The following is a 12,565-nucleotide window of genomic DNA, read 5'->3' as shown; positions in this document are numbered from 1 at the left end:
ACGTTGAGTGCCTGATGCAATTAGGAATGTAAATTTAAGGCGAGTTTGGTTATGCTGTGGTGTATCCATAGCGTAAGACTCCTTTACGTTGTGGTTAGACGCCTCGATAGTGTTCCCGCACTTCGGGGCGTTGCTGTTTTTATGTCTTAACCCATCTTGGGTGAACACCACCAATATATCCAAAGGTGAACACCACGTCAATACTTGAAATAATAAATTTTTAGTGCATACTGAACACCACTTAACAAATGGGGATTCAGTAATGGCAACGGGTAGACGCAATAATAAATCTCTACAGGTTTCTGTAAGACTTCCGCTTGATGATTTAGAATTAATTGAGCAAGTTAAAGAGCAAGATGAAAGTACGGCCGGGTTTTTGGTTACAGCAGCCAAAACTGAAATCAAACGCCGACAACGCAAAACCAAAGCATCATCTGAACAGTAACTAACCAAGTTAACATTATTCACATGGTTATCTGAGCAATAACTAACCAAGTAAATATCCTTTACTTGGTTCACTCCCCCTCTTAAAGATGGTAAGTTGATTGAGCAATAACTAACCAACCCGATGTTATCGGGGAGCCTAACTAACCCTCTTAAAGATGGTAAGTTGATTGAACAATAACTAACCACACCTCTTAAAGAGGTGAGCCTTTTAAGCTGTTGTAATTCTTCGTAAACCAGATTTGGATTACGAATAACTAATTGATTTATTTTGTAAAGCAAATCTGCTTTACGCCAAAGGGTAGCATTCGCCGTGCTATCCTTTTCTTTTTGTGCCCCACTCAATGAGGATCGCAAATTAACCGCGTCGCTAAATGATACGCGCATATTATGACCAGACTGCAAATATGCCGTCTGATTATATATCAATGGGTTAGGTAACTGACCCAAAGTTATTGGGGCAGCCAAAGTGAGGACTTCAACAGTAGGACTCCTTAACCTCAAGGAGTCCCTATAGTTAATAATTCCCATCACAGCACCTCTCGCAGATCTATTCCTTTCGCCGTGTAACCCTGAACCCGAACACCCTCAACACGGTGGCGCTTTTTGGTCAGAAAACGAATGTGATCGGCATAGACATAGAGCCACTGACCATCTACAGCAATATGCTCGAAGGCTCTCACTGGTCGTTTTGCATACTGGACAAATGGAGAAAACCTATTGATTTTATTCATTTCTTTTGTCCCAACCCCCTTATCATTTCCTGTTTTTCTGTATAACCAAAATCTCTCACGTTTTCCGGTTAGTTTTCTTGTGCGAACGGGGACATAACCCAACCGACGCATAAGCTTGCTGAACTCAGCATCATTACGGATTAACTGGCTTAGATATTCCAATGGCTCACGTATCCAGCCTTTAGCCTGATAGCACTTCGCCAATTCATGATGCTTATTGAGAATGGTGTACTTATCTGGTTGGTTCGGATTGCGGTACAAGATCCAGTTATCCACGGCCTGTTTCCGTTGCTTCTGGTCAACCAATAATGCGAACGTCGCTAAGGAGGCACCATTTTTGCGTGTGTTATATTCAGAGCTGATTGAAGTAATGATATTCAATGCGTAACTATCGATATCCTTTAGCTGGACAAATCCATAATAGCTACCATTATTCAATGCGTTAACTGGGCACACCTCTGAATGATACTCAAAGGATTGTTTATCCTTACCTGCCAGCCCTATATCACTATCTGCATCGTGAATCGATATACCAGAATTAAGCCAAACAAGCCCCTGTCCGTTATGGCGTAAACCCAAGTCAGTGAGTGTGCAAATACCCTTGTTAATTACCGTCCAGTTACCCGAAATAACCGCCTTACGGATAATTGAAATATCGCTCTGGCTGAATTTAGAGTGAGTTTGACCGTTGCCAATCAAGGCAGTAATTTTTTCCATGATGTTATTCCTTAATTAGCAGATTTTCGGCTATACGGGTTATTCACATTCTCTACTGTTGGCAGGAATATAAAGTTTTTCATTACATCACCTCACCACGAGATTCAGAAATACGTTGATCTATCCAACCATCAACTTCTGATTCAATAAAAGCGACTGAACGAGTACCGATTTTGACTTGTTTCGGGAATTTATTATCTGCAATGAGTTTGTAGATCCACGCTTTGCCGTAGCCGGTTCTACGTTGGACTTCTGGTAAGCGGATAAGGTTTTCTTTAGTTATTATGATTGCTGGCATGTTGCCCCCTGTTATCTAGTTTGTAATACGCCTTGATAGACGTTCGTAGATTCAGGGTTATATTTACACGAAAAAATGCTTTTTGATCATACCATTAGGCCTAATGGCTTTTTTGAAAATTTAACTATGAGGGTTGTACCTTGTGCGGCTATTTATTGTACAAAACACTATGAGGGTAGAGGGTAAATAGTGGCTCATTACCATCATGGTTAAGGGTAAAAGACCATTTTTACCCTCAGGGTTGAGGGTTGTTTTACTTTAGCGTGAACAGTGTAGATATTCGTATCCACCTATTTACGCTTAATAGGGCAAGCAACCTTTTCAATTGCTTGAGCTTGAGCCTTTGTCATTTCAAACTCTTTATATTCATCTATGAGTTTTGCTACCACCCACTCTTGGGTTGGTATTGTTGATCTTGAATCTTCGTTGTAGTCTACCCACACTTCATTTCTTAATTTAATAGCTATTGATAATGGGTCATCATCTCTATATGCAGACAATAGTAGCGGTATATTTTCTTTTAATTCATTGATTTTTGTTTTTAAAGATTTATTTTCTAATTCTAAACTTTCAATTTTTGAGAGTAAATCAACCGAACTACTTTCATTATCTATTTCACTTTCAGGTAATTCAAAAGGCCAATCTAGGTTATGCTCTCTAGCCCATTTAGTAACTTGGTCTTTAACTAAAGTAACATCGACTCTATATTCTTCATTATAGTTATAATCCATGATGATATTGTTGCCTGACAATATATCATTATCATATGCATCCCAAAGAGAGGCTCTATAACCACGAATAATATCAAACAATGGACCAGAATTTATATGTTCACTAGGTCTACACCCAGCAAAAATATTTGCAGCTTCATCTAGTTGTATGCCTATTCTTGTTTTATATGGTTTAAGATAATCAGGCAAAGAACGCTCTCCCCCTAGAGAGAAACCTAAAACATCCTCAAGTTGGGATTTCACAAAACCAAACTTCCTATATTCGCTAGCTAATTTACGCTCTGTCATAATAAACTCACTCTAAAAAGGGATGCTGTCTTCAAAGCTAAATGGATCATTTTCAATGATGTTTTTTAGTAACTCTCGAATCAGAGGTCTATTATCACAGTATGAAAACGTAGCTATTCCTAATTTTTCCCCAAAAAAAGGAGGATTAACTGGACTATTATTCCAATCTCTATCATCTGGTAATTTCAATAAGATAATCTCAGCGGCAGTCACTAAGGAGCAATCCAGCATCTCGCAAATAATATTTAGAGTATCTTCTATAGAAATAAAATCTTTTGCTTTGCTTTTTAATTCACTAAGCGGATCCGCTAAAAACACATTATTCATCACGTCACCTCACGCCCTCTATTGGTAGGAGCTATGCCAGTCCGTAGAGGTGTACGGGTTTTCGGGGATCAGCCTAGACATAGCTTTATTCTTTAACGTCTTGGATAGTCTACTAAAGTCTATTTATCCTGTCTATTTATCCAGTTATGCACGTTTACCAAATTTGCCATGTATCACATTTTCACCTCGTTCAAGTGCTTCCATATAGTCGGCGTACCATTGAAGCATCTCTCTGCGACCATCCAGATACTGGGCGTGATTGTAGGTTCCTCGAATGCTGTTCTTATCAACATGAGCAAGCTGTGTTTCAATCCATGCGGTGTTGTAGCCTTGTTCGTGCAATATAGTGCTCATGGTGTGCCTAAAGCCGTGACCTGTGGCTCTACCGCTATAACCCATACGCCTAATCATCGTATTTAATGCCATATCAGATATATGCTTTCTATAATCAGTACGGCTAGGAAAAATATATTGATAACTACCACTGATTGGGTGTATCTGCTTCAGTAACTCAATAACCTGTTCAGACAATGGTACTATATGAGGGCGGCGCATTTTCATTTTTTCGGCCGGAATTTCCCATATACCAGTATCAAAATTAATTTCTGACCACTCAGCCTTTCTTAATTCGCCTGGTCGAACTCCGGTTAATATAAGAATCCGTAAAGCCACTCTAACAATCTGGCTTCCCATATATTTATCTATAGAAGAAAGGAATTCTGGTAACTCGCTTACTGAAAGATGTGCGTAGTGTTCACGCTTATGAGGAACAAAGGCACTAGCTAAATCTGGCGCTGGATTATACTCCGCCCTGCCCGTAATAATGGCGTACTTCCAAACTTCACCGCAACGCTGGCGGACTTTCTTCAATTTCTCAGTTGTGCCGCGTTTTTCCATAACAGAAAGCACTTCGAGTAGTTCCATTGGTTTAATGTCAGCAATCGGGCGATCACCTATATAAGGAAACACATCTTTTTCGAATGCGTCCATCATGTCGTCACGATAACCGACAGACCATCTATCTTTTCTACCTTCGTACCATTCGAGAGCGATATTTTTAAATGTATTCTCAGACTTGCTAATCGATGCGACTTTCTCCGCTTTTCTGGCTTCACTCGGATTGATGCCGTTAGCTACCTGTTTTCTAGCCTCATCTCTTTTAGCTCTTGCCTCAGTGAGAGTTACAACTGGGTAGATACCTAACGATATCATTTTAGTTTTACCTGTGAACTGATAACGATAGCGCCAACCTTTAGATCCATTAGTTTCAACTAACAAAGATAGCCCGTTACCGTCCGCCAGCGTATATGATTTTTCTTTTGGCTTGGCACGCTTGATTGCCATGTCTGTCAGCTTCATAAATCACCAATATTGTATAGGAAAATTGTAGAGGGAATTTCTATACAAAAAACTATACAACAAATTGCATAGATTTAGGAAGACGACGCTAGACCTTGGGAGAGTTAGATATTGAAGTTTTCTTTGATTTTACTGGGGAAAATAGACTTTAGGAGATGCTAGTAGAAGTGTAGATGGCGGAGGAGGAGAGATTCGAACTCTCGGATGGTTTCCCATCGGCGGTTTTCAAGACCGCTGCCTTCAGCCGCTCGGCCACCCCTCCGCGATGTCGTGCACTATAAACATCACTGTTCTCAATGTAAAGCACTTATCTGTTCAACTGCCGCCAAATTACTCACATTGCTATTCGTTGGCTTATTTCTTCAGCAGATTTGGCGATCTTTCTTGGGAATAATGGTGATTTTTGCTAAATTGCTTCCATCATTATTGGATGGTTAAAGAGTTATGTTGGTATTTAAAGATCGTGCGATCGAAACTGATGCACAAGGTTATCTAAAAAACAGCAGTGACTGGCAAGAAGATATGGCGTCACTACTCGCCGAACAGGAAGATATCACCTTGACCGAACAGCATTGGGAAGTCATACGTTTTGTACGTGAATTCTACGAAGAATTTAATACTTCTCCCGCTATTCGTATGTTAGTCAAAGCAATTTCACAAAAATATGGTGAGGAAAAAGGAAATAGCCGTTATCTCTATCGTCTGTTTCCTAAGGGGCCTGCAAAACAGGCAACCAAAATTGCAGGCCTCCCAAAACCGGTAAAATGTATCTGACCTGTCATCATCCGCCGCTAATGGCGGATGCTAAAATCGGTCATCTCCTCCACTTCACAAAGCTGAGATTTAAAGTGTTCAACCTTAGCACCCGGTGGCCCTCCCTGCTCCAGCCAATGTGTCAACTTTTTAAGTTGCTCATCACTACTACAAGCAACAATTTTGACACTACCATCATCCATATTGCGAACATATCCCACTAGTTTATTTTTCTTTGCCCAACAATAAGTTTGATAACGGAAGCCGACTCCCTGTACCCGCCCATAAACATAAATAGTCATACCCTTTGTAGCCATTATTTCGTCCTCCCTCCTGACAAGATAATACGAACTTTGGCACGTCAAACCTACTTTTAGTATTGTATTTTATATATGCAACAGCTAACCTGAAATTATGAGGTGGCAGTCACATGCCATCTTGTTTGATTACAAAAAATTCCGTTTACCGGGTGTGCACTTGAAATTTACCTTACTGCCCTTATATAAGAGTCTTTGCAAGGTTTCTTTGGAGGTGACTATATGATGATCGCCAGCAAATTCGGTATCGGTCAGCAAGTACGACATAAGCTGCTAGGTTATTTAGGTGTTATTGTAGATATTGATGCTGAGTATTCTTTAGAACAGCCACAGGAAAATGATATAGCATCGAATGCTACCTTGCGTTCAGCTCCGTGGTATCACGTTGTGATGGAAGGTGATGATGGGCAGCCAGTTCATACCTATCTGGCAGAAGTTCAATTGGCTTACGAAACGTCAGATGATCATCCAGAACAATCTTCTCTAGATGAGTTGGCTGAATCCATTCGCAGCCAATTGCAGGCTCCACGATTACGAAATTAAACGCCTCTATTTATTATCCAGACAATCCCAGTAAGGCGATGAGTAGTAAACAACCATCGCCTTCTTCATTTTTCCATGGCCAAACGAGGAATTTCAATTTTTGGGCAACGATCCATCACAACATTCAATCCTGCATTTTCTGCCAGTGATTTTGCTTTTTCATTAATAACCCCTTTTTGCAGCCAAAGTACTTTTGCACCAATGGCGACAGCTTCTTCAGCCACACCACTCGCAGCCTCGGCGTTGCGAAACACATCAACCATATCAACCGATTGCTCAATATCCGCCAATTGGCTAACAACATACTGTCCTAACACTGTTTTTCCCGCCAATCTAGGGCTGACAGGAATGACGTGGTAGCCCTGATTAAGTAAATACTCCATGACCTTATAGCTTGGTCGGTCAGTTTTTTCACTCACTCCGACTAATGCTATGGTATTGATATTTTTCAGAATGTCCGCTATGTATTGATCACTCATTTTGCCTCCCGCCGTCATTCTATGGCTTACGTTGGGTTGGCACGCCCAATTGTGTTAATTGATGAATAAATACCGACGGATTTTTCGGCTCTTGCATCAACCATACCTGTTTTTTCGCCCGCGTCAGTGCAACATACAAAAGCCGACGTTCTTCCGCATCGGGAAAATCTTCAGGCTGCGGCAATAAAACCTGTTCCAACACGGACTCCCTTGCCGACGCTGGAAAGCCATCTTGTCCCTGCTGCAATCCCAAGATAATGACATAGTCCGATTGCTGCCCCTTGGATGCGTGAATTGTCATAAATTCAATATTCAAATTCGGCCAGCGTGTAGAGGCTTTTTTCAAAAATTCAGGTTTGAGATGGTGATAACGCGCCAATAACAGAATCGTTTCCTGCTTCATGACATAACCACTCATTTTGTTCAGCAATGCCTCCAACTGCTCCTGCGGCAAAATCACGGCTGATTTTTTATTCCCTTTTGTCAGGCTATTGAGCGGCTTGTCCAATTGATTGGGATTTTGCCGGATAAAGCGGTTAGCAATCTCACCGATGCGATCATTGAAACGATAAGTGGTGTCCAAAGTGCATTCCGCACTTTCCACACCTTCCCCAAAATAGGTTGAGAATGCCGTTGTTAGCGTTAATTCTGCACCACTAAAGCGATAAATTGCCTGCCAATCATCTCCCACGGCGAATAGATGGCTTTGTTTATTTTGCACTCGTAACGCTGCCAACAATTTTGCCCGCAATGGTGAAATATCTTGAAATTCGTCCACCAGAATATGCTTCCATGGGCTGATAAAGCGCCCTTTTTCCAGAATATTCACGGCTTGATGGATCAGGCCGGAAAAGTCCACAGCACCCTCAGATTTTAATGCCAATTTCCAAGCCTTCAACAAGGGAGCCATAAGCCGTATGCGTTTTTGGAATGCGTCAGCATAAGCAGGAGATGCCTGTTCAATCATCTCCTTCTGGCTGCCACCGTGCATTCGTATCAGCTCCAGCCAACGCTCCAGACGGTCAGATAATCGAATCGTGAGTTGTTTATCATGCCAGTACTCCCCCTCAGGCAATTGCCAATCCAGCTCTTGATTCAACCATTCGCGCCAGCCTTTTGCCTGTACTTTTTTTTCACTGCACTGTTTTTGCCATTCCTGGATGAGAAAATCACGACGCTTCTGTGCATCCGTCTGCAATTCACTCATTTTGGGTGCTTTATGGCTACCTTGCTGAATAATATGCAATGCCAAAGCATGGAATGTTTTTGCCTGTATCTCTTTTGCGCCCAAGCGTTTCTGAATACGCTCATTCATTTCATCAGCGGCCTGACGGCCAAAAGCCAGCAGCAAAACCTGCTCAGGAAGCGCTTGTTGACGTAATAACAGCCACCCTGCACGCGCAACTAGAACGGAGGTCTTTCCGCTGCCCGCTCCTGCCAAAACCAATATAGCTTTTTCACCATTAACGACCGCCTGGCACTGAAAACGATTGAGTGGCGTAGTTTCGATAGTTTGGAAAAATTCTGCATATTGCTGCAATATACGATCAACCCATTGCTGGTTAAGGGTTTTAATCGTTTTTCCCCCCTCATTCAGCCAATCCAGACAAATTCGATAATCATCACGACAGTTCTCAAATTGTTCGATTCGCGCTAATGGCAAAGGGAGGGCCTGAAATGCTTCCTGAGTTTGCTGCTGTAATGAGAGCAAGTCCGCAGTTTTGAACCAGCGATCCTGCTGTGTGATTTTATTAATTTTATTGACTTGAGCGGCCAACACATCAGCACTAACATCACTCATGTCAAGACCCCATTGTTGCCATTCTTTCAACAAGTAATGGTAAAAGTGCTGTGTTTGCTGCCATTCCGTGCCATGCAGCCGAACAACTTTTCCTTCATGCAACTCAAATTCCAGTTCCCCCCAAACAATCCCTCGCTTACACTGAATACTCATTAACTGATTAAATGGAATAAGGTACTGGTGCTTATCACCGCTGACTTCAATACCAGCGTTAAGTAAACGCACCCTGTTATAAGGATGCTGGGCAAGGCGTTGGCCAATTTGCGTTGATTTGAGTTCCATTATCGTGGCACCGTACCTGAAAATTGTTGAACTACTCGATCACGTAAATGTTGTTAGGAGTATTTTGTGCTAACGGTTTTATCCAGCTCCCGTCATTTTCTGTATAACAGTCACGTCCTCTATTATATCCGTATATTTATTGCACTGACAGGAACGACCCTCGTCCCTTGGTTATTGGGGGAAGAGCCTAAAATGACGATCCCCCTGACATTAGGTGTTGTTGCTGCGGCATTAACGGATCTGGATGATCGTTTAGTTGGCCGCCTGCGCAACCTTGTGATTACCCTAGTTTCTTTCTTTGCCGCTTCTACGTCCATCACACTGCTTTTTCCTTATCCGTGGCTTTTCATGGTTGGGCTAGCGGTGTCTACCTGTAGTTTTATTCTGCTCGGCGCCCTTGGACAGCGCTATGCTACCATCGCCTTTGGGGCCTTACTGATTGCCATTTACACCATGCTCGGTACGTCGATATTTCCTCTTTGGTATCAGCAGCCTTTATTATTACTCACTGGAGCAATTTGGTATAACTTACTGACGTTAACAGGGCATTTACTATTCCCTATTCGTCCCTTGCAAGAAAATCTGGCACGCTGTTACCAGCAGCTTTCTGCCTATCTCTATGCCAAAACCAGCCTGTTTGACCCTGATTCCGAAGCTGAAGAATATAAGCAATCAATGTTTGATGTTGCCATGGCAAACAGCGCATTAGTTACCACGCTCAATCAAGCCAAAATTTCTTTGCTGAGCCGTCTGAAAGGCGATCGTGGGCAACGGGGCACGCGTCACACACTGCATTATTATTTTGTTGCCCAAGATATTCATGAGCGTGCCAGTTCGTCTCATGTTCAGTATCAAAAATTGCGGGAGACTTTTCGGCATAGCGATATTTTGTTTCGTTGTCAGCGATTGCTGTCCATGCAGGCTCGTGCATGCGAACAGGTCTCGCAATCGATAATTCTGCGTAAGCCATATCAGCATAACTCACGTTTTGAGAATGCGTTCAACTATCTTGAAAATTCTCTTGAACGCTTGAAAAACCAGCAAGGCGCTGACACGCAAATTATGGCGTTCTACAATTTGCTGAGAAATTTACGGGCGATTGATGCTCAACTGTCAGGGCTGAATTCTGAGCAATCCCCACTTCTCCAAAACGCGTCTCAAGGTGATAAGCAAGAGGATACTCAATTATCCGATGAAGCCTTAACTGGCTGGCGTGATGTCTGGTTCAGGATAAGCAGTAATCTGACGCCAAAGTCTGCTCTTTTCCGCCACGCTATCCGCATGTCGGCCTTACTGTGTACCGGTTATGCCATTATTCAATTGTTTGATCTGCAACGTGGATATTGGATTTTACTGACCAGCCTGTTTGTCTGTCAGCCTAACTACAGCGCGACCCGACGTCGGCTGGCACTGCGCGTCATAGGTACACTGGCTGGGATCTTGATTGGCTTGCCAATCCTCTATTTTGTTCCTTCCATTGAAGGGCAATTGGTGCTGATTATCATTTCAGGTGTACTGTTTTTCGCCTTCCGTAATATTCAATATGCACATGCAACACTGTTCATTACGCTACTGGTGTTACTGAGTTTCAATTTATTGGGTGAAGGATTTGAAGTTGCCTTGCCAAGAATTACAGACACATTAATAGGCTGTGGTATTGCTTTGCTGGCCGTCAGTTTTATCTGGCCAGATTGGAAATTCCGCCAGTTGCCGAGAGTGATTAACCGGACAATGATCGCCAATTGCCGTTATCTTGACGCTATTGTCGGACAATATTACCAAGGCAAGAATAATAGCCTGAATTATCGGATCGCCCGTCGTGATGCCCATAATTGTGATGCTGAATTAGCATCCGTAATATCAAACATGGCATCAGAACCCAAAAATTACCGTGTTTCTCAGGAAGAAGCCTTTCGCCTACTCTGTCTTAACCATACGATGCTAAGTTACATTTCTGCTTTGGGTGCGCATCGTGACCGGCTCAATGATCAGGTCATTCTGGATATTCTGAATGATGCAATTTTTCAGGTTGAATCGGCATTGCAGCAAGGACGGGTTGATGATGAACGCCTGCAACGCATTTCAGAGCGTCTGGCTGAGAGCATCAATTTGGTATCTTCTGATAGCAGCGGCAAAGTACAACTGGTATTACAACAAATAGGGTTATTGGTTGAACTTCTGCCTGAATTTGTTTCATTGATAAAACAACTTACACAGTCGGATATCTGATCATACAATCAATGGGCCTAAAATCAGGCCCATTAAATTGAAAATAGCAATCAAATTAATTTATATTGATATCTTCTCCTCAACTGATAACTTATTGATTATTTCCTCACTAACAATAGAAATAGATTCAAGAATATCGGCATGAGAACGGTCATCAATCAATTTAATCACTAATGGATTCACCATCCATGCCGAAATATTATTATCCGGCATTTTTGCTATTAACTGATTTACCGTTAATCCAATATTTCCTTTATAATCTGAGTTCATTTGACCTGCTTTAAATAAAGTAATATTTGTATGCATTAATTTTCCACTCAAATTACAATTAACTATTTTATGTTCAGAAGGCATTGCATCCAACACTTTATTTATATAAGCATCCCCAACTCCCATTGCTTGTAATTTTATTGCAGCCTCATTAAGTACATATGACATATCTAATTGATTTTTAATTTCTGTTAATTGAACAGTATTGATTACTGTATCTAATAAAAATAGCTGAATATCTTTTGCACCATTCTGTTCTAATTGAAATGCAATCTCCATAGCTAATTGCCCGCCTAATGACCATCCTAAAATTTTAATAGGTTTATCAATAGAAATTTCAGTCAAAATTAATTCCAAATAGATTTGAGCTATCTTCTGTAGTGACTCTATGTGATTATCTGTAAAAAGATTATAATTATCGATACCTATACAGTTATACACATCAGACAATGCTTTTGCTAAAGGATCATATACCTCACTACCGCAACCAGCCGCATGGATCATAAATAACTTATTCGTTGCTGTTGATTCTGGAGTTAATAAATTAAGTAAGTTGTATTTTAAACACCCGGATTCCAGCCATTCTGTTAATAAAGAAATACATTTGTGACTAAACAGTATGCTTAAAGGAATATCAAGATCTATTTCACGGCGAATGGCGGCTGTCAGCTTAATGGCCATCAGGGAGTTACCGCCAATCCGGAAGAAGTTATCCTCAATGCCGACCCGCTCCAGCCCCAGGACATCCTGCCAGACCGCACACAGCCGGGTTTCCAGCGCATTGCGCGGTGCCACATAATCGTCCCGGTTCACCCACACTGGTGTCGGTAACGCCCGGCGATCCAGTTTGCCATTCAGGGTCAGGGGCACCGACTCAATCCGGGTAAAACTTGAAGGTACCATGTAGTCCGGCAGACGAGCAGACACGTGCCCTATCAGGGTTTCATCCGACAGCGCCCCCTCCGTGATCAGGTACGCCGCCAGCGCTTTATG

General features: G+C 42.0%; 13 protein-coding genes and 1 tRNA gene. 4 read left to right on the top strand and 10 right to left on the bottom strand.

The annotated features are described in order from the left end of the window. Nucleotides 1–262: 262 nt before the first annotated feature. Complete coding sequence (locus PSI22_RS19900) at nt 263–445, top strand: YlcI/YnfO family protein (protein ID WP_273581248.1); 183 nt, start codon at nt 263–265, stop codon at nt 443–445. A gap of 529 nt (nt 446–974) precedes the next feature. Here PSI22_RS19900 and PSI22_RS19895 read toward each other — a convergent pair. From PSI22_RS19895 to PSI22_RS19870, 6 genes are all read right to left on the bottom strand, one after another. Then, entirely contained in the window at nt 975–1,895 is a 921-nt protein-coding gene (locus tag PSI22_RS19895) for a hypothetical protein (RefSeq protein WP_273581247.1), read from the bottom strand. A gap of 82 nt (nt 1,896–1,977) precedes the next feature. Then, on the bottom strand, nt 1,978–2,193 hold the full coding sequence (locus PSI22_RS19890; RefSeq protein WP_273581246.1) for a helix-turn-helix transcriptional regulator: 216 nt from the start codon (nt 2,191–2,193) through the stop codon (nt 1,978–1,980). Nucleotides 2,194–2,483: 290 nt separating this feature from the next. Further along, entirely contained in the window at nt 2,484–3,212 is a 729-nt protein-coding gene (locus PSI22_RS19885; protein WP_273581245.1) for a hypothetical protein, read from the bottom strand. 12 nt (nt 3,213–3,224) lie between these two features. Beyond that, complete coding sequence (locus PSI22_RS19880) at nt 3,225–3,539, bottom strand: hypothetical protein (RefSeq protein ID WP_046336964.1); 315 nt, start codon at nt 3,537–3,539, stop codon at nt 3,225–3,227. A 144-nt stretch (nt 3,540–3,683) separates the two neighbouring features. Further along, nucleotides 3,684–4,898, bottom strand: coding sequence for a tyrosine-type recombinase/integrase (locus tag PSI22_RS19875; RefSeq protein ID WP_273581244.1), 1,215 nt, complete (start codon nt 4,896–4,898; stop codon nt 3,684–3,686). Between the two features lie 174 nt (nt 4,899–5,072). After that, nucleotides 5,073–5,160, bottom strand: a tRNA-Ser gene (locus tag PSI22_RS19870). Nucleotides 5,161–5,342: 182 nt separating this feature from the next. Between PSI22_RS19870 and tusE the strand changes: the two genes are divergently transcribed. Continuing rightward, entirely contained in the window at nt 5,343–5,672 is a 330-nt protein-coding gene (tusE, locus tag PSI22_RS19865; protein WP_273581243.1) for a sulfurtransferase TusE, read from the top strand. 17 nt (nt 5,673–5,689) lie between these two features. On the opposite strand, the gene yccX is transcribed toward tusE, so the two are convergent. Beyond that, on the bottom strand, nt 5,690–5,968 hold the full coding sequence (gene yccX, locus PSI22_RS19860; RefSeq protein ID WP_038209732.1) for an acylphosphatase: 279 nt from the start codon (nt 5,966–5,968) through the stop codon (nt 5,690–5,692). A 222-nt stretch (nt 5,969–6,190) separates the two neighbouring features. Here yccX and hspQ point away from each other — a divergent pair, with 222 nt between their 5' ends. Then, the gene (gene hspQ, locus PSI22_RS19855) at nt 6,191–6,511 is read left to right on the top strand and encodes a heat shock protein HspQ (protein WP_273581242.1); all 321 of its coding nucleotides are present in this window, start codon (nt 6,191–6,193) and stop codon (nt 6,509–6,511) included. Between the two features lie 65 nt (nt 6,512–6,576). Here the strand turns inward: hspQ and PSI22_RS19850 are convergent, their stop codons facing one another. Beyond that, nucleotides 6,577–6,990: a CoA-binding protein gene (locus tag PSI22_RS19850; RefSeq protein ID WP_273581241.1), complete on the bottom strand. Its 414-nt coding sequence runs from the start codon at nt 6,988–6,990 to the stop codon at nt 6,577–6,579. A gap of 19 nt (nt 6,991–7,009) precedes the next feature. Beyond that, the gene (gene helD, locus PSI22_RS19845) at nt 7,010–9,073 is read right to left on the bottom strand and encodes a DNA helicase IV (protein WP_273581240.1); all 2,064 of its coding nucleotides are present in this window, start codon (nt 9,071–9,073) and stop codon (nt 7,010–7,012) included. A 66-nt stretch (nt 9,074–9,139) separates the two neighbouring features. On the opposite strand from helD, the gene yccS reads away from it, so the two are divergent. Then, complete coding sequence (gene yccS, locus PSI22_RS19840) at nt 9,140–11,302, top strand: YccS family putative transporter (RefSeq protein WP_273581239.1); 2,163 nt, start codon at nt 9,140–9,142, stop codon at nt 11,300–11,302. A 60-nt stretch (nt 11,303–11,362) separates the two neighbouring features. Here yccS and PSI22_RS19835 read toward each other — a convergent pair. Further along, the coding region (locus PSI22_RS19835; protein ID WP_273581238.1) for a thioesterase domain-containing protein at nt 11,363–12,565 on the bottom strand (1,203 nt) is incomplete at its 5' end.

The sequence above is a fragment of the Xenorhabdus aichiensis genome (genome assembly GCF_028598775.1).
Taxonomy (GTDB): Bacteria; Pseudomonadota; Gammaproteobacteria; order Enterobacterales; family Enterobacteriaceae; genus Xenorhabdus; species Xenorhabdus bovienii.
Note: the sequence above shows the minus strand (reverse complement) of the source record. Positions and strands in the feature narration are given on the sequence as shown.